Consider the following 22097-nt stretch of genomic DNA (forward strand, 5'->3'; position numbering starts at 1 on the left):
ACCGCACCAGACCAAGAGAGGCGCCGTCAGACCACGCCGGTCCGGCGGCGCCTCACCCTGCCCATTGACAGCGGGGCCCTACATATCAGTCGAAGTAGAGCGTCCAGATGGTGCCCTTGGTGTTGCCGTAGCCGTTGGAGTGGTCGACCTTCGAGCGCCACTTCCAGCGGCCCTTCTCGGGCGCGAAGATGCGGGTCTTGAAGATGCCGCGGTCGTTGGTCTTCACCTTCTTGACGGTCTTCCACTTGCACGAGCCGCACGCCTTCTTGAGGATCTTCACCTTCTGGTTGGCGTAGGGCAGGACGGTGCCGTCGAGCTGCGGCTCGGTGACGACGCCCTTGAGCTTGAAGGCGTTGTAGCTGACCTGGTGGTCCCGGGGCGACTCTTCCTCGATGATGCGCTTGGGCGACGAGGACGCGTTGGCGCCCACGCTGAGCGCACCGGTGACGAGAAGAGCAGCGACGAGTGCTGCCAGGACGGCGCGGAACATCCGCATGTGGAACTCCCCCTCGAGAAGTGTTGAGCGATCTGACCGTGCGTCCCGGGTCTCAGGCCCGGGACCGGACCCATCGTAGGCGACAGCCGAGCCCTAGACTTCCGGAGTGCCAGACAGCCGACGCGGACTGATCGCCGGCGCGCTGGCCTACACGCTGTGGGGCGTCTTCCCGCTCTACTGGACGGTGCTCGAGCCGGCCGGCGCGATCGAGCTGCTGGCCCACCGCATCCTCTGGTCGGTGGTGACGATGGTCGCCATCCTCGTGCTCGCGCGGCGCGTCGAGCCCTTCCGGGCGATGCTGCGTGACCGGCGCACGGTGCTGATCATCGCCGGGGCTGCCGTGGTGATCACGGTCAACTGGGGCGGCTACATCTGGGGCGTGAACAACGGCCGGGTCGTGGAGACGTCGCTGGGCTACTTCATCAACCCCCTCGTCACCGTGCTGATGGGGGTGCTGGTCCTCGGCGAGCGGCTGCGCCGCCTGCAGTGGATCGCGATGGGCATCGCCTTCGTCGCGGTCGCGGTGATCACGATCGACTACGGCCGCCCGCCCTGGATCGCGCTCCTGCTCGCCTTCTCGTTCGGCACCTACGGCCTGGCCAAGAAGCAGGCCGGCGTCGGCGCGGTCGAGAGCATCACGCTGGAGACGCTGCTCATCGCGCCCTTCGCCGCGGCGTACGTGGCCTGGCTGATGTCCACCGGCGACTCGAACTTCGGCTCGCACGGCGTCGGCCACGCGCTCCTCTTCACCACGACCGGCATCATCACCGCGGTGCCGCTGATGCTCTTCGGTGCCGCCGCGATCCGGGTCTCGATGGTCTCCCTCGGGCTGCTGCAGTACCTCGCGCCGACGATCCAGTTCGCCCTCGGCCTGCTCGTCTTCGACGAGCCGATGCCCGCCAGCCGATGGATCGGGTTCGCCCTCGTCTGGGTCGCGCTCGCGATCTTCACCGTCGAGGCGGTCAACCACCGCCGCCGCCAGCTGCGCCTGGTCGCCCACGCGACCACCGCCGCCTGAGCGGTGGCCCACCTACATTCCGGGGGCCCGAAATGTGGGTCGGCCACCGCTCGTGGGCGCGGCGGCGTACGACACGCGGTGGAGCGGTGATCCACCAACATTCGAGCGCCCGGAAATGTGGGTGGGCCACCGCTCGACGGAAAGGTCAGGCCGTGCGGCTGGCCACGACGTCGGCGAAGGACTCGAGTGCGGTACGCACCGGGCCGGGGTCGAGGGCCTCGAGGAGCTTCTTGGCCTGGGTGGCCTGGCCGAGGACGTACTCGCGGGCCCGGTCCATCGCCGGGTGGCGGCGGAGCAGGTCGAGCGCCTCGGCGTGGAGGGCGTCGTCGGTGAGCGGCTGGCCGAGCAGCTCCTGCAGGCGGGCGTCGGCCGGGTCGGTCGAGGCCTGGGCCATCAGCACTGGCAGCGTGGGCACGCCCTCGCGCAGGTCGGTGCCCGGGGTCTTGCCCGAGGTATCGGACTCGGAGGCGATGTCGAGGATGTCGTCGGAGAGCTGGAAGGCCGAGCCGACGATCTCGCCGTAGGCGCTGAGCGCCTCGACGACCTCGGGGCGGGCGCCGCCGAACATCGCGCCGTAGCGAGCCGAGGTCGCGATCAGCGAGCCGGTCTTGCCGGCGACGACCTCGAGGTAGTGCTCGAGCGGGTCCTCCCCCGGCCCCGGGGTGACGGTCTCGAGGATCTGGCCCTCGACGAGGCGGGTGAACGTCTGCGCCTGGATCCGTACGGCGTCGGGGCCGAGGTCGGCGGTGAGCTCCGACGAGCGCCCGAAGAGGAAGTCGCCGGTGAGGATCGCGACGTGGTTGTCCCAGCGGGCGTTGGCCGTGTCGGCGCCGCGCCGCAGGTCGGCCTCGTCCATCACGTCGTCGTGGTAGAGCGAGGCCACGTGGGTCAGCTCCACGACGCACGCTGCGCTGTGGACCTCCTCGGCCTCGGGGTGCGTGCCGGTCTCCGCGGCCAGCAGCACCAGCAGCGGGCGGAAGCGCTTGCCGCCCGCCATCATGAGGTGCGTCGCGGCCTGCGTGACGTAGGGGATGCGGCTCCGGCAGTGCCCCTCGAGCAGCTCGTCGATGCGTGCCAGCCGGTCGACGAGCCGGGCCTCGAGCTCGGCGTCGACGACTGGCAGGGCGAGGGGCGAGTCGGTCACCTGATGAATTCTCCAGCAACCGCCGCCAGGTCGAGCACCGGCCCCGGCACGATGCCGAGGACGAGGGTGACCGCGGCGCCGACGGCGATGGTGATCGCGGTGAGCACGGACGGGTAGGCCACGCTCGGACCGTCACCGACGGGCTCGTCGAAGTACATGACCTTGATGACCCGGACGTAGAGGAACACGGCCAGGATGCTCGCCATGATGGCGGCGACGACCACGGGCCACGCGCCGGCAGCCAGGGCCACGGAGAACACCGCGAGCTTGCCGACGAAGCCGGCCGTCAGCGGGATGCCGGCCAGGGCCAGCAGGAAGAAGGCGAAGACCGCCGCCACGACGGGCGACTCCTTGCCCAGGCCGGCCCACCGGTCGATCGCGGTCGTCTCGCCACCGCTGTCACGGACCAGGCTGACCACGGCGAAGGCACCGATCGTGGCGAAGCCGTAGGTGGTCAGGTAGAAGAGGACCGCCTGGAGCGAGGTGATCTCGCCGCTGGCCAGGTCGCCCGAGGCCTGGAGGCCGAGGACGCCGGTGAGGATGAAGCCGGTGTGCGCGACCGAGGAGTAGGCGAGCAGTCGCTTGATGTCGCTCTGGGTGATCGCCAGGATCGCGCCGATGAACATCGAGAGCACCGCGATGATCCAGAGCATCGGCTGCCACGACCAGCGGTCGGCGCCGAGCGCGACGTAGAACAGGCGCATGAGCGCGCCGAACGCGGCCACCTTGGTGCCGGCCGCCATGAAGGCGGTCACCGGCGTCGGGGCGCCCTGGTAGACGTCGGGGGTCCAGGCCTGGAACGGGACGGCGCCGACCTTGAACAGCAGGCCGACCGACAGCAGGCCGGTGCCGATCAGCAGCAGGGTGGAGTTGCCGACGTCGTTGCGCACGGCCTCGTTGATCGCGGCGAAGTCCATCGAGCCGGCGAAGCCGTAGAGCAGCGCCGCACCGTAGAGGAAGAAGCCCGAGGAGAAGGCGCCGAGCAGGAAGTACTTGAGCGCGGCCTCCTGGCTCAGCAGGCGACGCCGACGCGCCAGGCCGCTGAGGAGGTAGAGCGGAAGGGAGAGGACCTCGAGGCCGACGAACATGGTGAGCAGGTCGTTGGCGGCCGGGAAGAGCATCATGCCGAAGACCGCGAACAGCGTCAGCGGGTAGACCTCGGTGTGCTCCCGGTTGGCCGCGATCGAGGCGGTCTCCGCGTCGGTGCCCGGCACCGCGGCGGCCTGGCCGGCGAAGGCCGAGACGCCGCCGTCGAGGTGGCGCTCGGCGAAGAGCAGGACGCCCGCGATCGCCAGCGCCAGCACCAGGCCCCAGATGAACAGGCTCGGGCCGTCGATGGCGACCGTGCCGCCGACCGCGAGGATGCCGCGCGCGGCGCCGTCGTCGTACGTCTTCACGTCACGCGCGATGAGGACCACGCCGACGAGGGCGGCGACGAGGCCGACGAGCGCGAGCACCACCTGGGTGGTGTAGCGCGCTGCACGCGGGGCGAACGCCTCCACGACGACACCGAGGCAGGCAGCACCGAAGACGGCGAGCAGGGGCCACAGCTCGAAGTACTCGACAGTGGGCTTCACGAAATCGGTCACTGGTGACCACCCTCCTGGCCGATGCCCACCCCTGCGAGGGAGTCGTAGACGAACGGGTTGATGACGTCGAGCATCGGCATCGGGAAGAAGCCGAACAGCACGAGTGCGAGCAGCAGCGGGGCGACGATGCCGACCTCACGCCGGTCGAGGTCGGGCACCGGGACGGCACCCACCCGGTCGGGCCCGGTCATCGTGCGCTGGTACATCCAGAGCGCGTAGATCGCGGCGAGCACGATCGCCAGCACCGACACCGAGCCGACCAGCCAGTGGTGGTCGAAGGCGGCGACGATGACCATGATCTCGGAGACGAACGGCGACAGGCCCGGCAGGCCGCAGGCCGCGAGCCCGGCGATGAGGAACGAGCCGGCGAGGACCGGGGCGTGCTTCTCGACGCCGCCCATCTCGCGGATCGATGTCGTGCCGGTGCGGTTGATGAGGAATCCGGCGACCAGGAACATCAGCGCGGTCGCGATGCCGTGGTTGACCATGTAGAGCACCGCGCCGGTGCCGCCCGTGGGGTTGAACACGAAGATGCCCAGCACGATGAAGCCGAAGTGCGAGAGCGACGTGAGGCCGATCAGGCGCAGGATGTCGTCCTGGCCGATGGCGATGAGCGCACCGTAGACGATCGAGATGAGGGCGAGGGTCACCACGACCGGCGTCGCCCACTGCGAGGCGTCGGGCAGCAGGCCGAGGCAGAAGCGCAGCATGCCGAAGGTGCCGATCTTGTCGAGCACGCAGACCAGCAGCACCGAGGTGCTGGGCGTGGCCTTCTCGCTGGTGTCGGCCAGCCAGGTGTGCACCGGGAAGATCGGCGCCTTGATAGCGAAGGCCGCGAAGAAGCCGACGAACAGCCAGCGCTGGGTGATCGGGTCGATGTCGAGGGCAGCGAGGTCGCTGATCAGGAAGGTCGGCGTCCCGGAGTTGGAGGAGACGACGTAGAGCCCGACCACCGACGCGAGCAGGATGAGCCCGCCGGCGAGCTGGTAGATCAGGAACTTGGTCGCGGCCTTGCCGCGCCCGGAGCGACCGAAGCCGCCGATGAGGAAGTAGGCCGGGATCAGGGTGGCCTCGAAGACGACGTAGAACAGGAGCACGTCGGTGGCGGTGTAGACGGCCAGCGACATCGCCTCGAGGGCCAGGACCCACGCGAAGTACGACCGGGCGCCGCCGCCGTCAGGCGACTCGCTCTCCTTCCAGGAGGCGAGCAGCACCGGCGGCACGATCGCCACGGTGAGCAGGATCATCAGCAGGCCGAGCCCGTCGACGCCGAGGGCGTAGTGCACGCCCATCGACTCGATCCAGGTGTGCGTCTCGGTCATCTGCATGCCGGCGGACGCGTCGTACTGGCTGGCGACGACGAGCCCGTAGACCAGCGTGGCGAGCGCGAAGCCGAGGCCGACCGGCCGGGCCAGCGCGCGCGGCACGCAGGCCACCACGAGCGCGCCGACCAGCGGCAGCAGGATCAGGACAGTCAGCATCATCCGAGGTTCACCGCCAGGAGAGCGAGGACGACCAGCAGGGCGCCACCGAGGAGGGACAGGGCGTAGGAGCGGACAAACCCGTTCTGGACGCGTCGCAGCGTGGACGAGATGCCCCCGAAGGCGGCCGCGCCGCCCATGACGGTGCCGTCGACACCGTGACGGTCGAAGGCGGTCAGGCCGCCGACGAGACCGACGCCGGGACGGACCACGACCGCGTCGTTGATCGCGTCGCCGTAGAGGTCGGCGCGGGCCGCACGCGTCGCGAACGACACGTCCTGCGGCGCCTCGCGCGGGACCTCGCGCTTGCCGACCAGGAACCACGCGGTCGCGACGCCGATGGCGACGACGCCCACGATGATCAGGGTGATCACCAGCGCCGGCAGCGGCGGCTCGTGGTGCACGGCGTGGCCGGTGACCGGCTCGAGCCACTTCACGATCCAGTCGCCGAGCAGCAGCACGCCGCCGAGGACGGACAGCGCGGCCAGCACGACCAGCGGCACGGTCATCACCTTGGGCGACTCGTGCGGGTGGACGTCCTTCTCCCACCGCTTCTCGGTGAAGAACGTCATCAGCATCAGGCGGGTCATGTAGAACGCGGTGATGCCCGCGCCCAGAATGGCCAGCAGGCCGACGACGAGGTTGTCGGCCAGCGCCGACTCGATGATCTTGTCCTTGGACCAGAAGCCGGAGAAGCCCGGGAACCCGATGATCGCGAGGTAGCCCATCGCGAAGGTCAGGAAGGTGACCGGCATCGCCTTGTTGAGCTGGCCGTAGTGGCGCATGTCGACGTCGTCGTCCATGCCGTGCATGACCGAGCCGGCGCCGAGGAACATGTTGGCCTTGAAGAATCCGTGCGTGAGCAGGTGGAAGATCGCGAACGGGTAGCCCACCGGGCCGAGGCCGGCGGCGAGCATCATGTAGCCGATCTGGCTCATCGTCGATCCGGCCAGCGCCTTCTTGATGTCGTCCTTGGCGCAACCGAGGATCGCTCCCCACAGGAGCGTGACCGTGGCGACGACCACGACGGCGGTCTGGGCGATCGGCGCGAGCTCGAAGATGAAGTTCGCGCGGACCACGAGGTAGACACCGGCGGTGACCATGGTCGCCGCGTGGATCAGGGCCGAGACCGGGGTCGGGCCCTCCATCGCGTCGAGGAGCCAGGCCTGGAGCGGCACCTGGGCGGACTTGCCGCAGGCGCCGAGCAGGAGCAGCAGGCCGATCGCGGTGAGGGTGTCCTGCGAGGCGTCGGCGGCGTGCTCGCTGACGCCTGCGTAGTCGGTGGTGCCGAAGGTGGCGAACATCAGCGCGATCGCCAGCGAGAGCCCGATGTCACCGACACGGTTGATGACGAAGGCCTTCTTGGCCGCGGCGGCCGCGGAGGGCTTGTGCTGCCAGAAGCCGATGAGGAGGTACGACGCCAGGCCGACGCCCTCCCAGCCGAGGAACAGGCCCACGAAGTTCGACGAGAGGATCAGCGTGAGCATCGCCGCGACGAAGAGGTTGAGGTAGCCGAAGAAGCGGCGGCGGCGCGCGTCGTGCTCCATGTAGCCGATCGCGTAGACGTGGATCAGCGAGCCCACACCGGTGATCAGCAGCAGGAACAGCGCGGCGAGCTGGTCGTAGAGCAGGTCCATGCCGACGCTGAGCGAGCCGGTCTCGAACCAGGTGTAGAGGTGCTGGCCGACCTGGCGCTCCTCCTCGCCGCGACCGAGCAGCTGGATGAACAGCACCAGGCTCAGCACGAACGACGCGACGGCGGCGGCGGTCCCTACGAGGTGGCCCTTCTTGTCGGCGGTCTCGCGCAGCGAGGTCGGCAGGAACGGCGCGACGGCCAGCAGCAGGAACGCACCGATCAGGGGCAGGCCGATGACCAGCCACAGCAGGTCGAAGACACCGCCGGCCGCGGTGTCGGGCGCGACCACCGGGGCGTGGGCACCACCCTCCGCCGTCGGGAGCCCCGCGAGGAGGACTGAGTGGGACAACAGGTTCACGAGCTCTCCCTCAGTACTTCAGCAGGCTGGCGTCGTCGACCGAGGCCGAGCGTCGGGTGCGGAAGATGGTCATGATGATCGCGAGCCCGATCACGACCTCGGCAGCGGCCACGACCATCACGAAGAAGGCGGTGATCTGCCCGTCGAGGTTGCCGTGCTGGCGCGCGAACGCGACGAAGGCCAGGTTGCAGGCGTTGAGCATGAGCTCGACGCACATGAACACCACGATCGCGTTGCGGCGGGTGAGCACACCGACGCAGCCGATCGTGAACAGGATCGCGGACAGGACTACGTACTGCGTCACTTGACGTCCTCCTCCGTGGTCGCGGGGGCACCGGACTTGCCGGAGGTCTCGGGCATCGTGGTCGGGTCGCCCTGGCCGTCGAGGCCGGCCAGCTGGCGGCGTACGTCGTCGATGTCGTCGGCGAGCGCGGGAGCCGAGCGGACGGTGCCGCGGGCCGCGAGCACCCGGGAGACCGACGACTCGGCGGCGGTGCCGTCGGGCAGCAGGGCCGGGGTGTCGACCGCGTTGTGGCGGGCGTAGACACCCGGCGAGGGAAGCGGGCCGGGGTGCTTGCCGTGGTCGCCGAAGTCGCGGATGCGCTGGGCGGCGAGGTCGGCCTGCGACGCCTTGGGCGTGAGGCGCTCGCGGTGGGCGAGCACCATCGCGCCGAGGGCGGCGGTGATCAGCAGGGCGCTGGTCGCCTCGAAGGCGAAGACGTACTTGCTGAAGAGGATGTTGGCGATGGCCGGGACGTTGCCGCCCTCGTTGGCCGAGTCGAGGCCGACGACCGTGCCCAGGGTGACCTGGCTGAGGCCGATGACCAGGACGGTGCCGAAGACCAGGCCGAGCACGATGGCCATGGCCCGCTGGCCGCGGATCGTCTCCACGGCCGAGTCGGCGGCGTCGACGCCGATCAGCATCATCACGAAGAGGAACAGCATCAAGATCGCGCCGGTGTAGACGATGATCTGCACCGCGAAGAGGAACGGCGCGTCCAGGACGGCGTACAGGAACGCCAGGCTGATCATCACCACGGCGAGCAGCAGCGCGGCGTGCACGGCCTTGCGGACGAACAGGATGCCCAGCGCGGCGGCCACCATGATCGGGGCGAGGATCCAGAAGGTCATGGTCGGGGTCCCCTCGAAGTTGTCGGACGGGGGAGCGAAGCGGAGGAGGACGAGAACTTCGTGGGGTGGCTCATCGCGTGGACCCCCTGTAGTAGTCGCCCTCGTCGTCGCCGAGGCGCATCGGGTGCGGGGGCTGCTCCATGCCGGGCAGCAGCGGGGCCAGCAGGTCGGACTTCTCGTAGATCAGGTCGGCGCGGTTGTTGTCGGCCAGCTCGTACTCGTTCGTCATCGTCAGCGCGCGGGTCGGGCACGCCTCGATGCAGAGCCCGCACAGGATGCAGCGCAGGTAGTTGATCTGGTAGACGCGGCCGTAGCGCTCACCGGGGCTGAACCGCTGGCTCTTGCCCTCGGCGTCGGGGGCGTCGCTGTTCGAGGCACCCTCGACGTAGATCGCGTCGGCGGGACAGGCCCACGCGCACAGCTCGCAGCCGATGCACTTCTCCAGGCCGTCAGGCCAGCGGTTGAGCTGGTGCCGGCCGTGGAAGCGGGGCGCCGTGGGGAGCTTCTCGAACGGGTACTGCTCGGTGACGACCTTCTTGAACATCGTCCGGAAGGTGACGCCGAACCCGGCGATCGGGTCCCAGAGGCTCTCCTTGATCCCCTTGGACTGCGAGGACTCACTCATGGTCAGGGTTCTCCTCCGCTGCAGCGGTGACGGTGGTGTGGCCCCCGGAAGAGGCGGCGAACGTCAGCGGCGCGGCCGCACCGCGTACGGCACCACCGGCGGGCATCGGCGGCACGGGGAAGCCGCCGGCGAACGCGTCGTGCGGCTCGTCGCTCGCCTCGACCTCGGTGTCGTCGCTCTTCTCGCCGACGAACATCAGCGCGACGGTGAGGACGAGCAGGACGGCGATCGCAGCCACGAGGTAGGTGCGGTTGATGTTGCCCTCGAGCGAGATCACCCGGATGGTCGCCACGGCCACGATCCAGGCCAGCGAGACCGGGATCAGGACCTTCCAGCCCAGGGCCATGAACTGGTCGTAGCGCATGCGGGGCAGCGAGCCGCGCAGCCAGACGAACAGGAAGACGAAGATGAAGACCTTGCCGAAGAACCACAGGAGCGGCCAGTAGCCGCTGTTGGCGCCGTCCCAGACGTTCTCGATGCCCCACGGTGCGGCCCAGCCGCCGAGGAACAGCGTGGTGGCGATGGCCGACACGGTGGCGAGGTTGATGTATTCAGCCAGGAAGAACAGCGCGAACTTCAGGCTGGAGTATTCCGTGTGGAAGCCGCCGACCAGCTCGCCCTCGGCCTCGGGGAGGTCGAAGGGCGCACGGTTGGTCTCGCCGACCATCGAGATCACGTAGATCACGAACGACGGCAGCAGGATCAGGCCGAACCACAGCTTGTCCTGCGCGGCCACGATCTCCGAGGTCGACATCGAGCCGGCGTAGAGGAAGACCGCGACGAGCGCGAGGCCCATCGCGACCTCGTAGGAGATCATCTGCGCGCTCGAGCGCAGGCCGCCGAGCAGGGAGTACGTCGACCCGGACGACCAGCCGCCGAGCACGATGCCGTAGATGCCGATCGAGGCGATCGCCATCACGAAGAGCACGGCGACCGGCATGTCGGTCAGCTGGAGCGGGGTGCGGTGGCCGAAGAAGTTGACCTCGGGACCAAACGGGATGACCGCCCACGTGATGAAGGCGGGCACGGTCGCGATGACCGGCGCGATCAGGAAGACGACCTTGTCGGCCGCCTTGGGGATGATGTCCTCCTTCAGCGCCAGCTTCACGCCGTCGGCCAGCGACTGCAGCAGGCCGAAGGGGCCGTGCACGTTGGGGCCGACGCGGTGCTGCATCCGGGCCACGACGCGACGCTCGAACCAGATGTTGAAGAGCGTCAGCAGGACCAGGATCACGAAGATGAACAGCGCCTTGAGCGCGATCACCCACCACGGGTCCTGCCCGAACTGGGACAGGCTCGCGTCGGGCAGGTCGGCGGCCAGCACCGTCGCCGGTTGAGTCGACAGCGCAGCGAGCGAGTCGAAACCAAGACCGATCATCGAGAGGCTCCCTTCACGGTCACCGGGCTGCCGGGTGAGGCGAGCTCGGCCAGGACGCCGCGACCGAAGGACCGGGCCGGGACCCAGACCACGTCGTCGGGCAGGTCGGCGACCTCGACGGGCAGCGTGACGCTGCCACGGTCACCGGTGACGGTCACCTCGACGTCGCCGTCGACCAGCCCGAACACCGCGTCGTACGACGCCTGGCTCAGGCGGGCGACCGGGCGGCGGGCGGTGGCACGCAGGTGCGCCTCGCCGTCCTGCATCGAGCCGAGGTCGATCAGCTGCTTCCAGGTGGCCAGGGCCATCGAGCCCGCCTTGGCCTTCGCCTTGGACGCACGCGGCGCCTTGCCGGCGTCGAGCGCGGGACGCGCGCCGTCCCACGGACCGAGCGCCTCCATCTCGGCGCGCACCTCGGTCACCGTGCGGAAGCCGAGCGGGCGGCCGAGCTCCTCGGCGATGCCGGCGAGGATGCGCAGGTCGGGCAGCGACGAGGGGTTGGTGAAGACCGCCTCGAACGAGCGGGGACGACCGTCCCAGGTCACGAACGTGCCGGCCTTGTCGGTCACCGGGGCGACCGGGAGCACGACGTCGGCGACCCGGGTCACGTCGCTCTCGCGCAGCTCGAGGCTGACCACGAAGCCGGCCGCGTCGAGGGCGGCGCGGAAGGCGGCAGGGTCGCTGGTGTCGTCGGGGTCGACGCCGCCGACCACGACGGCGCCGAGGTCACTCTTGGCGAGGGCGGCGACGACGGCGTTGCCGTCACGACCGGCCTTGGCGGGCAGGGCCTCGACACCCCAGGCGGCGGCCACGTCGACCCGGGCCGAGGCCTCGGTCACCGGACGACCGCCGGGAAGCAGGGTCGGAAGGGCGCCGGCCTCGACCGCACCGCGGTCACCGGCACGGCGCGGCACCCAGGCCAGCCGGGCGCCGGTGGTCGCGGCCAGCTCGGCCGCGGCGGACAGGGCGCCATGGGTGCCGGCGAGGCGCTCGCCGACGAGGATGACCGCATCCTTGGTGACGCCGTGCTCGGCGTCCTTCAGCGAGCCGATGACCTCGACCTCGGTGCCCGGCGCTGCCGGGACCAGGCGGCCCTTCATCTTGCGCAGGCCGCGCGAGGAGTACGGCGCCACCGACACGACCTGCGTCCGGCCGCGTCGGGCGGCCTTGCGCAGGCGCAGGAAGATCGTCGCCGCCTCGTCCTCGGGCTCGAGGCCGAGGAGGACCACGACAGGCGCGGCCTCGAGGTCGGCGTAGGTCACGTCACCCGACAGCGCGACGTGCGAGGCCAGGAAGCTGGCCTCCTCGGCGCTGTGCGGACGGGCGCGGAAGTCGATGTCGTTGGTGTCGAGCGCGACCCGGGCGAACTTGGCGTACGCGTAGGCGTCCTCGGCGGTCAGCCGACCACCGGTCAGCACCGCAGCGGCGCCGGCCTCGCGCAGCCCGCGGGCCGCGACGGCGAAGGCCTCGGGCCACGACGCCGGCCGGAGCTCACCCCGTTCACCGTCGGGCAGAGTCTCGCGGATCTGCGGGTAGGTGATCCGGTCCTCGACCTGCGCGTAGCGGAACGCGAATCGGTCCTTGTCGCTGATCCACTCCTCGTTGACCTCGGGGTCGTTGCCGGAGAGGCGACGCATCACCTTGCCGCGGCGGTGGTCGACGCGGATCGCGGCGCCGCAGGCGTCGTGCTCGGCCACACCGGGCGTCGAGACGAGGTCGAAGGGGCGCGAGCGGAAGCGGTAGTCGGCCGAGGTCAGCGCGCCGACCGGGCAGATCTGGATCGCGTTGCCGGAGAAGTAGCTCTCGTAGGGCTCGCGCTCGTAGATCGCGACCTGCTGCAGCGCACCGCGCTCGGCGAGGGCGATGAACGGGTCGCCCGCGACCTGCTCGGAGAAGCGGGTGCAGCGCGCGCAGAGCACGCAGCGCTCGCGGTCGAGGAGCACCTGCGCGGAGATGTTGATCGGCTTGGGGAAGGTGCGCTTGACGCCACCCGACCCGGCGAAGCGGCTCTCGCCGCGGCCGTTGCTCATCGCCTGGTTCTGCAGGGGGCACTCGCCGCCCTTGTCGCAGACGGGGCAGTCGAGCGGGTGGTTGATCAGCAGGAACTCCATGACGCCCTGCTGGGCCTTGTCGGCCACCTCGCTGGTCGCCTGGGTGTTCACGACCATGCCCTCGGCGACCGGCAGCGTGCACGAGGCCTGCGGCTTGGGGAAGCCCCGGCCGTTGCCGGCGTCGGGGATGTCGACGAGGCACTGGCGGCAGGCGCCGACCGGGTCGAGCAGCGGGTGGTCGCAGAAGCGCGGGATCTGTACGCCGACCTGCTCGGCGGCGCGGATGACCAGCGTGTCCTTGGGGACGCTGACCTGGACGCCGTCGATGGTGAGCGTGACCAGGTCGGTCTTCTCGGGGGTTGTCGTCATGCGTCGGCTCCCACCGGGGCGAAGACTGTCGAGGCGGCCGGGTCGAACGGGCAGCCGCCGTGGGTCAGGTGCGCGAGGTATTCATCGCGGAAGTGCTTGATCGAGCTGGAGATCGGGCTGGTGGCACCGTCGCCGAGCGCGCAGAACGAGCGGCCCAGGATGTTGTCGCACTGGTCGAGCAGCAGGTCGAGGTCCTCCTCGCTGCCCTGCCCCTTCTCCAGCCGCGCCAGGGTCTGGGTGAGCCACCACGTGCCCTCGCGGCACGGGGTGCACTTGCCGCAGGACTCGTGCTTGTAGAACTCGGTCCAGCGCAGCACCGCGCGCACCACGCAGGTGGTCTCGTCGAAGAGCTGCAGCGCACGCGTGCCGAGCATCGAGCCGGCCGCGCCGACGGACTCGAAGTCCAGCGGCACGTCGAGGTGCTCGGGGGTCAGCAGCGGGGTGCTGGAGCCGCCGGGGGTCCAGAACTTCAGCTCGTGGCCCTCGCGGATGCCGCCGGCGAGGTCGATGAGCTGGCGCAGCGTGATGCCCAGCGGGGCTTCGTACTGGCCGGGGTTCGTCACGTGGCCGGAGAGGCTGAAGATGCCGAAGCCCTGCGACTTCTCGGTGCCCATCGAGGCGAACCAGGGGGCGCCGTTGACGATGATGCTCGGCACCGAGGCGATCGACTCGACGTTGTTGATCACCGTCGGGCTGGCGTAGAGGCCGGCGACCGCCGGGAAAGGCGGGCGCAGGCGCGGCTGGCCGCGACGGCCCTCGAGGCCTTCGAGCAGCGCGGTCTCCTCGCCACAGATGTAGGCGCCGGCGCCGGCGTGCACGACCAGGTCGAGGTCGTAGCCCGAGTCGTGGATGTTCTTGCCGAGGTGGCCGGCCAGGTAGGCCTCCTGGACCGCGCGCTGCAGGCGGCGGACCACGTGCAGGACCTCGCCGCGGACGTAGATGAACGCCGTGTTCGCCCGGATGGCGTACGACGCCACGATGACGCCCTCGACCAGCGTGTGCGGGCTGGCCATCATCAGCGGGATGTCCTTGCAGGTGCCCGGCTCGGACTCGTCGGCGTTGACGACGAGGTACTTCGGGCGCGGGTTGTCCTGCGGGATGAAGCCCCACTTCATGCCGGTGGGGAAGCCGGCGCCGCCGCGGCCGCGCAGGCCGGACTCCTTGACGGCGTTGATCACGTCGTCGGGCGCCATCGCGAAGGCCTTGTCGAGGGCGGCGTAGCCCCCGCGCTCCTCGTAGGACGCGAGGGTCCAGGCGCGATCGGCGTCCCAGTTGTCGGTCAGGACCGGGGTCAGCGTGTCGGTCACTTCTTCTCCCCCTCCGGAGCCGTCCAGCCCTGCTCACGCGCGATCTTCAGGCCGACCAGCGAGGCCGGTCCGGCCGTCGGGCCCTCGTCGGCGCGGTCGTCGGGGAAGCCGGCGAGCACGCGCTCGGCCTCGCGCCACGTGCACAACCGGGGGCCACGGGTGGAGTGGACCTCCTTGCCGGCGCGGAGGTCGTCGACGACCTGGACCGCGGACTCGGGGGTCTGGTTGTCCATGAACTCCCAGTTGACCATCATCACCGGGGCGTAGTCGCAGGCCGCGTTGCACTCGACGTGCTCGAGGGTGATCGAGCCGTCCTCGGTCGTCTCGTCGTTGCCGACGTCGAGGTGCTCCTTGAGCCGCTCGAAGATCAGGTCGCCGCCCATCACCGCGCAGAGCGTGTTGGTGCAGACGCCGACGTGGTAGTCGCCGACCGGCTTGCGCTTGTACATCGTGTAGAACGTCGCGACGCCGTTGACCTCGGCCGCGCTGATCCCCAGGATCTCGGCGCACGCCTCGATGCCCTCGGGGGTGATCCGGCCCTCGGCCGCCTGCACGAGGTGCAGCATCGGCAGCAGGCCCGAGCGGGCCTCGGGGTAGCGGGCCGCGATCTCGCGCAGCTCGTCCCAGGTCTTCTGCTCCAAGCTCATCGGTCGACGCCTCCCATCACGGGGTCGATGGACGCGATCGCGACGATGACGTCGGCGACCATGCCGCCCTCGCTCATCACGCTCGTCGCCTGCAGGTTGGTGAACGACGGGTCGCGGAAGTGCGCGCGGAAGGGACGCGTACCGCCGTCGGAGACGACGTGGGCGCCGAGCTCGCCGCGCGGCGACTCGATCGGGACGTAGGCCTGGCCGGCCGGGACGCGGAAGCCCTCGGTCACCAGCTTGAAGTGGTGGATCAGCGCCTCCATCGACTCGCCCATGATGTGGCGGATGTGGTCGAGGCTGTTGCCCATGCCGTCGCTGCCGATGGCGAGCTGGCTGGGCCAGGCGATCTTCTTGTCACCGACCATCACGGGCGCACCCTCGAGGCCGGCGAGCCGGTCGGCGGCCTGCTCGACGATCTTCAGCGACTCCCACATCTCGTTGAGGCGGATGCGGAAGCGGCCGTAGGAGTCGCAGGTGTCCCAGGTCTGGACCTCGAAGTCGTAGTCCTCGTAGCCGCTGTAGGGCTGGGTCTTGCGCAGGTCCCAGGCGTAGCCGGTGGAGCGGAGCACCGGGCCGGTGAGGCCGAGCGCCAGGCAGCCGGCGAGGTCGAGGTGGCCGACGTCCTCGAGGCGACCCTTGAAGATCGGGTTCGCGTTGCAGAGGGCTGCGTATTCAGGGAGGCGCTTCTTCATCAGCGCGATGAAGTCGCGGATCTCGTCGAGGGCGCCGGGCGGCAGGTCCTGGGCGACACCGCCGGGGCGGATGAACGCGTGGTTCATCCGCAGGCCGGTGATGAGCTCGAACAGGTCGAGCACCAGCTCGCGCTCGCGGAAGCCGATCGTCATCACGGTGAGGGCGCCGATCTCCATGCCGCCGGTGGCGATGCAGACCAAGTGGGAGGAGATGCGGTTGAGCTCCATCAGCAGGACGCGCATCACCTCCGCCTTCTCCGGGATGTCGTCCTCGATGTCGAGCAGCCGCTCGACGCCCAGGACGTAGGCCATCTCGTTGTAGAACGGGGAGAGGTAGTCCATGCGGGTGCAGAAGGTCGTGCCCTGCACCCAGGAGCGGTACTCCATGTTCTTCTCGATGCCGGTGTGGAGGTAGCCGATGCCGCAGCGGGCCTCGGTGACCGTCTCGCCCTCGAGCTCGAGGATCAGGCGGAGCACGCCGTGGGTCGACGGGTGCTGCGGCCCCATGTTGACCACGACCCGCTCCTCGGCGGACTCGCCGATGCTCTGGGTGACCGAGTCCCAGTCCTGGCCGGTGACGGTGAAGACGCGGCCCTGGCTGGTGTCGCCGGGCGCTGCGTAGAAGTCCTGTTCGGTCGTCATGTCAGTTGTAGCTCCTGCGCTGGTCCGGCGGAGGGATGGAACCGCCCTTGTACTCGACGGGGATGCCGCCGAGCGGGTAGTCCTTGCGCTGCGGGTGGCCCGGCCAGTCGTCGGGCATGAGGACACGGGTGAGGGCCGGGTGGCCGTCGAAGACCAGCCCGAACATGTCGTAGGTCTCGCGCTCGTGCCAGTCGAGCGTCGGGTAGATGCTCACCAGGCTCGGGATGTGCGGGTCGGCGTCGGGCGCGGTGACCTCGACGCGGATGCGCCGGTTGTGGGTCATCGAGGTGAAGTGGTAGACGGCGTGCAGCTCGCGGCCGGCGTCGTCGGGGTAGTGGACGCCGCTGACGCCGGAGCAGAACTCGAAGCGCAGCGCCTCGTCGTCGCGCAGCATCTGCGCGACGAACGGCAGGTCCTCACGGCGTACGTGGAAGGTGATCTCGCCGCGGTGCACCACGACGCTCTCGAGGGCAGCGGTCAGGTCGGTCGAGCCGAGCCGGGCCTCGAGGGCGTCGGAGACCTCGTCGAACCAGCCGCCGTAGGGCTTGGCCGACGGGGCGGGGAAGACCTTTGCGCTGACGAGGCCGCCGTAGCCGGAGGTGTCGCCGGAGCCCTTGACGCCGAACATGCCGCGGCGCTCGCCGACCGCACGCACCTCGCCGGTGGGGGCGGGGACGTTCTCGGGCGACTGCTCGGGCGCCGGCTGCTCGACACCACTGCCGGTGCCGGTCTCGGCCTTGGCTGACTCGAGGTTGCGCTCCTCGGCGGGACGCGCGGACTGGTTCTTGTCCGACTTGTCGTCGGTCTTGTCGTCGCTCACCGCAGCAGGCCCTTCATCTCCGAGGTGGGCAGGGCGCGGAGCGCGTTGGTCTCGAGCTCGGCGATCTCGTTCGTGCGGTTGACGCCGAGCTTGGTGTGCTGGACCTGGTCGTGCAGCTTGAGGATCGCGTCGATCAGCATCTCCGGGCGCGGCGGGCAGCCGGGGAGGTACATGTCGACGGGCACGACGTGGTCGACGCCCTGCACGACGGCGTAGTTGTTGAACATGCCGCCCGACGAGGCGCAGACGCCCATCGCGAGGACCCACTTGGGCTCGGGCATCTGGTCGTAGATCTGGCGCAGGACCGGGGCCATCTTCTGGCTCACGCGGCCGGCCACGATCATCAGGTCGGCCTGGCGCGGGCTGGCGCGGAAGACCTCCATGCCGAAGCGCGCGAGGTCGTACTTCGGGGCGCCGGTCGTCATCATCTCGATGGCGCAGCAGGCCAGGCCGAAGGTCGCGGGCCAGAACGAGGCCTTGCGCATGTAGCCGGCGACGCCCTCGACCGTGGTGAGCAGGACGCCCGAAGGCAGCTTCTCCTCGAGACCCATGTCAGTCCCAGTCCAATCCGCCGCGGCGCCACACATAGGCGTACGCGACAAAGACAGTTGCGATGAAGAGGACCATCTCGACGAGGCCGAACAGGCGCATCGCGTCGAAGTGGACGGCCCACGGGTACAGGAAGATGATCTCGATGTCGAAGACGATGAAGAGCATCGCGGTGATGAAGTACTTCACCGGGAACCGGCCACCGCCGACCGGCTGGGGCGTCGGCTCGATGCCGCACTCGTAGGAGTCGAGCTTCGCCCGGTTGTAGCGCTTCGGGCCCACGAGCGCGCTCATGATCACGGAGAAGACCGCGAAGCCCGTTGCAATGAGTGCCAGCGCCAGGATCGGCGTGTAGAGCTCCATCGCTTCCCTTCCGGTGGACCTGCGCCCGAATCGGGTGGAGACAATGTGACCTTGTGAATGTCTTCACGAGTGGCGCGGGCCACAGTCTAGGACTCCGGTGCGGCGTGCGTCACGTCGGGGTCAGGACCACTGACACCCGGGCTGACCTGCGGATTTAGGCAATATCGACGTGCCCTAATTCCGGTGCGGGGTCGGTCAGGCGGTGGCGCGGTGGAGGGCGACGATGCCGCCGGTGAGGTTGCGCCACTCCGGGGCCTGCCAGCCCGCGGCGACCATCACCTCGGCCAGGCCGGCCTGGTCGGGCCAGGCCCGGATCGACTCGGCGAGGTAGACGTAGGCGTCGGCCGCGCTCGCGGTGACCGAGGCGATCCTCGGCAGCGCGCGCATGAAGCCGTCGAGGTAGACGGTGCGGAGTGCCCCGTTGGTCGGGCGGCTGAACTCGCACACGACCAGCCGCCCGCCGGGGCGGGTCACGCGGAGCATCTCCTTCAGCCCGGCGACCGGGTCGACGAAGTTGCGCAGCCCGTAGGAGATCGTCACTGCGTCGAAGGTGTCGTCGAGGAAGGGCAGGCGCGTGCCGTCGCCGGCCACGAACGGCAGCGAGGGCCGGTCCTTCTTCCCCTGCCGGAGCATCCCGACGGAGAAGTCGCACGGCACCGCGGTCGCGCCGCGGTCGAAGAACGGCTCGCTCGAGCAGCCGGTGCCGGCCGCGAGGTCGAGCACGAGGTCGCCGCGCTGCGGACCGACGGCGGCCACCATCGACCGGCGCCAGCTGCGCTGGATGCCGGCCGTCATGAGGTCGTTGGTCAGGTCGTAGCGCTTGGCCACGGTGTCGAACATGCGACGTACGTCGGTCGGTTGCTTGTCCAGGTCAGCGCGGGCCACGCGGCGAGCGTAGGCGTCCGCGGCCCGGAACGTGCAACGCGGGGGTGTCGTCGTGCGTCCATAGGATCACCACGCCGATTCCTGGGGGAAGGATCCCGATGTCACGCCGCACCCTTGCGCTCGTCCTCGCACTGCTCTGCACCCTGACCGGGCTCACGGGCGTCGCCACGGCGGGGTCCGCCTCGGCGGACACCTCGTCCCGCGCAGCCTTCTCACCGCTCCGGCTCGGCGACACCGGCTGGCGGGTCCGTGAGCTGCAGAGCCGGCTCCACCAGCTCGACCTGCACTCCGAGGTGGTCACCAGCCGCTTCGACCGGGAGACGCAGTCCGGGGTGGCCACGTTCCAGCGCCGCCGCGGGTGGTCCGCCGACGGCGTGGTCGACCAGCGCACGTGGCAGAAGGTCGTCGGTCTCACGACCGAGCCCACGGCCGAGGCGCTCCACAACGTCTACACGCCCGGGCGGCCGCTGCTGCAGCGCGGCGACAGCGGCATGTGGGTGCGCCAGGTGCAGGCCCGCCTCAAGCAGGTCCGCTGGTACGACGGCAAGGTCACCGGCCGCTTCGCCGGCGCGACCGTGACGGCCGTCGAGGGCTTCCAGGCGAAGCGGAAGATCCCGGTGACGGGCCAGGTCGACCGTCGTACTCTCACGCGGCTCAAGGACATGACCCGCGAGCCCACGAGGGCCGAGCTGTTCAACATCGTGCCGGCCGGGCCGGCGCTCGACCCGCGCTGCACGACGGGCCGCGCGATGTGCGTGGACAAGACGTCCCGCACGCTGCGCTGGGTGGTCGACGGCGTGGTGCTCAAGACCGTCGAGGTCCGCTTCGGCTCCGACGAGCTGCCGACGCGCGAGGGCGCCTTCGCGGTCTACCGGAAGTCGCGCGACCACGTGTCCAGCCTCTACGACACCTCGATGCCCTTCGCGATGTTCTTCTCCGGCGGGCAGGCCGTGCACTACTCCCCCGACTTCGCCGCCAACGGCTACAACGGCGCCTCGCACGGCTGTGTGAACGTGCGTGACCGCGCCACCGTCGAGTGGCTCTTCGACCAGGTCAGGATCGGCGACAAGGTGATCGTCTACCGATCCTGACCGGGGCCGACGGTGCTCAGATCTCGAGCTGGGTGGAGAGCGTGGCCAGCTTGTGGCGGGCCATGGCAAGGTTCGCGCGGCCCTTGTCGAGCACGAGGTAGATGAACAGGCCCGGGTGACCCTTGGGCAGGTTGATCAGGTGGTAGGCCTTGCCCAGCGTGATCAGGATGTCCTCGATGTGGTCGTCGAGGCCGAGGCTCTCCATGGTGCGCATCTTCGAGCGCACCACGTCGGTGTTGCCGGCGGCCGCGACGTCGAGGTTCAGGGCGGTGGCGTCACCGGCCTGGCCGAGCGCCATGCCCGACTGGTAGTCCACCAGCAGGGCGGCGACGGCGCCGTCGATGCCCACGGCCTCCTTGAGGATCACGTCAACGTTCGTCATGTCAGTTCCTTCTTGTTGTTCGTCCTGACCACCGCGGTCAGGAGGGTTCTGGGGCGTACGCCGCGAGCGGCGGCGCACGCTGAACGGAGAGCGTCGCTCCGTCATGAGGTGCCCTTGAGGGCCTGGGACATCAGCAGCCTGTCGAGGAACGACTCGCCGCCGAAGAGCGGGAGGGAGGGGAGGTTGAAGGCCGACGGGCCCGCCTCCTCCACGACCGGGTGGCGGTCGTTGTCGAACTGGAAGTCGCGCCCGGGCTCCTGCCGTGAACGACGAGGCAGGAGCGAGGCGTCGCCGACCAGCACCGGCGGCGGGACCGGCAGGTCCGCCGGGAGCAGGTCGACCGAGAACGACGGCACCGTGGCGCCGAGCTCGACGACGACGCGCTCGACCCGCTCCGCGAGCCCGCCCGCGACGACGTGCTCGAGGTGGCCGCCGAGCCAGGCGTGGAGCAGTGCGAGGTCGTTGCCCCTGGCGCGGCTGGAACGACGACGCAGCACCGAGGGCGCCGGCGAGCCGTTCAGGAACGCCTGCAGGCCCTCGGCCGCGTCGGCCGAGACCGCGAGCACGGTCGGGCCGAGGTCGCGCATCTCGGTGGCGAGGGCGGTGTCGTCCGGGAGGTGGCGCAGGGTGCAGCCCGAGGCCACGTGGGCCTGGCGCACCAGCTGGACGGTCGGGTCGGCCACGTCGCCCACCAGCACCACGACGGCGTCCGGCGCGAGGACGAGCCCCTCGTCGGCGACGCGGGCCAGCTCCGCACCCGCGCGCAGCAGCCGCGGGCCGGCCAGCGCCGGGTCGACGACCTGGTCGGCGCGGGAGACCGCGCCGGGGTCCATGGTGAGCCGCTCGGCGCCCAGCGCCAGCAGGCGCTCCCAGCCGCGTCCGCCCTCGAGGGCGAACATCTCGGCCGAGCGGAAGGTCAGCCCCTGGAGCCGACGCAGGTCCGCCTCCGCGCCTGCCACCACGAGGCGTACGTCGACGTGCGCGAGTTCGCGCGCCAGGTCCTCGCTCGTGGCGTGCGGCGAGACCTGCACGACGACGGCGCCGATCGCCTGGAGCGCGAGGTCGAGCTCGGGCCACGGGTGCCCGGCAGCGAGCAGCGACACGACCACCTGGTCGGCGCGCAGCCCGCTGCGCACCAGCCCGGCGCCGGCCCGCTCGACGGACTCGGCGACCTGGGCCCAGGTGCGGTACTCGCGCTCGGCACCGGGCTGCACGACGTACGCGATGTCGTCGCCGCGGGTGCGGGCGTGCTCCTGGATGGCGCGAAACTGCGACGGCAGCCCGACAGGGCCTCCGGCCGCGCTGCTGGGCAGCGCCTGTGCGCGGGTCACTGGGATGTAGGCCATCTGAGAACCCCCTTTCGCGGCCGGAATCAGTTGAGGGCTCAATCGTTTCGCGAGCCCGGGTTCGCGTCCGGGTTGTTACCGCCCTGTTGATGTG

At 70.1% G+C, this 22097-nt stretch carries 21 protein-coding genes; 2 read left to right on the plus strand and 19 right to left on the minus strand.

The window, feature by feature from the left end; all coding sequences use genetic code 11:
• Positions 1-85: 85 nt before the first annotated feature.
• On the minus strand, positions 86-496 hold the full coding sequence (locus J2X46_RS23370; protein ID WP_310254849.1) for a hypothetical protein: 411 nt from the start codon (positions 494-496) through the stop codon (positions 86-88).
• Between the two features lie 106 nt (positions 497-602).
• On the opposite strand from J2X46_RS23370, the gene rarD reads away from it, so the two are divergent.
• The gene (gene rarD / locus J2X46_RS23375) at positions 603-1514 is read left to right on the plus strand and encodes an EamA family transporter RarD (protein WP_310254851.1); all 912 of its coding nucleotides are present in this window, start codon (positions 603-605) and stop codon (positions 1512-1514) included.
• Positions 1515-1659: 145 nt separating this feature from the next.
• On the opposite strand, the gene J2X46_RS23380 is transcribed toward rarD, so the two are convergent.
• The 16 genes from J2X46_RS23380 to J2X46_RS23455 form a co-directional block, all read right to left on the minus strand.
• Positions 1660-2658: a polyprenyl synthetase family protein gene (locus J2X46_RS23380; RefSeq protein WP_310254853.1), complete on the minus strand. Its 999-nt coding sequence runs from the start codon at positions 2656-2658 to the stop codon at positions 1660-1662.
• Complete coding sequence (gene nuoN, locus J2X46_RS23385; RefSeq protein ID WP_310254854.1) at positions 2655-4247, minus strand: NADH-quinone oxidoreductase subunit NuoN; 1593 nt, start codon at positions 4245-4247, stop codon at positions 2655-2657. The genes J2X46_RS23380 and nuoN overlap by 4 nt, the downstream gene beginning before the upstream one ends.
• Positions 4244-5728: an NADH-quinone oxidoreductase subunit M gene (locus J2X46_RS23390; protein WP_310254856.1), complete on the minus strand. Its 1485-nt coding sequence runs from the start codon at positions 5726-5728 to the stop codon at positions 4244-4246. The genes nuoN and J2X46_RS23390 overlap by 4 nt, the downstream gene beginning before the upstream one ends.
• Complete coding sequence (nuoL, locus tag J2X46_RS23395) at positions 5728-7653, minus strand: NADH-quinone oxidoreductase subunit L (protein WP_310254928.1); 1926 nt, start codon at positions 7651-7653, stop codon at positions 5728-5730. The genes J2X46_RS23390 and nuoL overlap by 1 nt, the downstream gene beginning before the upstream one ends.
• A gap of 79 nt (positions 7654-7732) precedes the next feature.
• Positions 7733-8026, minus strand: a complete 294-nt coding sequence (gene nuoK / locus J2X46_RS23400) for an NADH-quinone oxidoreductase subunit NuoK (RefSeq protein WP_056907095.1) — start codon at positions 8024-8026, stop codon at positions 7733-7735.
• The gene (locus J2X46_RS23405; protein ID WP_310254860.1) at positions 8023-8853 is read right to left on the minus strand and encodes an NADH-quinone oxidoreductase subunit J; all 831 of its coding nucleotides are present in this window, start codon (positions 8851-8853) and stop codon (positions 8023-8025) included. The genes nuoK and J2X46_RS23405 overlap by 4 nt, the downstream gene beginning before the upstream one ends.
• Before the next feature lie 70 nt (positions 8854-8923).
• Positions 8924-9478, minus strand: coding sequence for an NADH-quinone oxidoreductase subunit NuoI (nuoI, locus tag J2X46_RS23410; RefSeq protein WP_310254862.1), 555 nt, complete (start codon positions 9476-9478; stop codon positions 8924-8926).
• Positions 9471-10856 (minus strand): NADH-quinone oxidoreductase subunit NuoH, encoded by a 1386-nt coding sequence (gene nuoH / locus J2X46_RS23415; RefSeq protein ID WP_310254864.1) that lies wholly within the window; start codon positions 10854-10856, stop codon positions 9471-9473. Before nuoH ends, nuoI begins: the two co-directional genes overlap by 8 nt.
• Positions 10853-13276 (minus strand): NADH-quinone oxidoreductase subunit G, encoded by a 2424-nt coding sequence (locus tag J2X46_RS23420; RefSeq protein WP_310254865.1) that lies wholly within the window; start codon positions 13274-13276, stop codon positions 10853-10855. Before J2X46_RS23420 ends, nuoH begins: the two co-directional genes overlap by 4 nt.
• Positions 13273-14583 (minus strand): NADH-quinone oxidoreductase subunit NuoF, encoded by a 1311-nt coding sequence (gene nuoF / locus J2X46_RS23425; protein ID WP_310254867.1) that lies wholly within the window; start codon positions 14581-14583, stop codon positions 13273-13275. Before nuoF ends, J2X46_RS23420 begins: the two co-directional genes overlap by 4 nt.
• Positions 14580-15230 carry an NADH-quinone oxidoreductase subunit NuoE gene (gene nuoE, locus J2X46_RS23430; RefSeq protein ID WP_310254869.1) on the minus strand — a complete coding sequence of 217 codons (651 nt, stop codon included), beginning with the start codon at positions 15228-15230 and terminating at the stop codon, positions 14580-14582. Before nuoE ends, nuoF begins: the two co-directional genes overlap by 4 nt.
• Positions 15227-16567 carry an NADH-quinone oxidoreductase subunit D gene (locus J2X46_RS23435; RefSeq protein WP_310254870.1) on the minus strand — a complete coding sequence of 447 codons (1341 nt, stop codon included), beginning with the start codon at positions 16565-16567 and terminating at the stop codon, positions 15227-15229. Before J2X46_RS23435 ends, nuoE begins: the two co-directional genes overlap by 4 nt.
• Position 16568: 1 nt before the next feature.
• Complete coding sequence (locus J2X46_RS23440) at positions 16569-17387, minus strand: NADH-quinone oxidoreductase subunit C (RefSeq protein WP_310254871.1); 819 nt, start codon at positions 17385-17387, stop codon at positions 16569-16571.
• Positions 17384-17938 carry an NADH-quinone oxidoreductase subunit B family protein gene (locus J2X46_RS23445; protein ID WP_310254872.1) on the minus strand — a complete coding sequence of 185 codons (555 nt, stop codon included), beginning with the start codon at positions 17936-17938 and terminating at the stop codon, positions 17384-17386. Before J2X46_RS23445 ends, J2X46_RS23440 begins: the two co-directional genes overlap by 4 nt.
• Before the next feature lies 1 nt (position 17939).
• Positions 17940-18299, minus strand: coding sequence for an NADH-quinone oxidoreductase subunit A (locus tag J2X46_RS23450; RefSeq protein ID WP_310254873.1), 360 nt, complete (start codon positions 18297-18299; stop codon positions 17940-17942).
• Positions 18300-18494: 195 nt separating this feature from the next.
• On the minus strand, positions 18495-19184 hold the full coding sequence (locus tag J2X46_RS23455; RefSeq protein ID WP_310254875.1) for a demethylmenaquinone methyltransferase: 690 nt from the start codon (positions 19182-19184) through the stop codon (positions 18495-18497).
• Between the two features lie 98 nt (positions 19185-19282).
• Between J2X46_RS23455 and J2X46_RS23460 the strand changes: the two genes are divergently transcribed.
• Positions 19283-20275: a L,D-transpeptidase family protein gene (locus tag J2X46_RS23460; RefSeq protein WP_310254877.1), complete on the plus strand. Its 993-nt coding sequence runs from the start codon at positions 19283-19285 to the stop codon at positions 20273-20275.
• Positions 20276-20291: 16 nt separating this feature from the next.
• Here J2X46_RS23460 and J2X46_RS23465 read toward each other — a convergent pair whose 3' ends face one another.
• Both J2X46_RS23465 and J2X46_RS23470 read right to left on the minus strand, forming a co-directional pair.
• On the minus strand, positions 20292-20657 hold the full coding sequence (locus tag J2X46_RS23465) for a hypothetical protein (RefSeq protein WP_310254879.1): 366 nt from the start codon (positions 20655-20657) through the stop codon (positions 20292-20294).
• 101 nt (positions 20658-20758) lie between these two features.
• Positions 20759-22003 carry an AMP-binding protein gene (locus J2X46_RS23470; protein ID WP_310254881.1) on the minus strand — a complete coding sequence of 415 codons (1245 nt, stop codon included), beginning with the start codon at positions 22001-22003 and terminating at the stop codon, positions 20759-20761.
• Between the last annotated feature and the right edge of the window lie 94 nt (positions 22004-22097).

Origin of the sequence: Nocardioides sp. BE266 (assembly GCF_031457855.1) — a bacterium.
Classification (GTDB): domain Bacteria; phylum Actinomycetota; class Actinomycetes; order Propionibacteriales; family Nocardioidaceae; genus Nocardioides.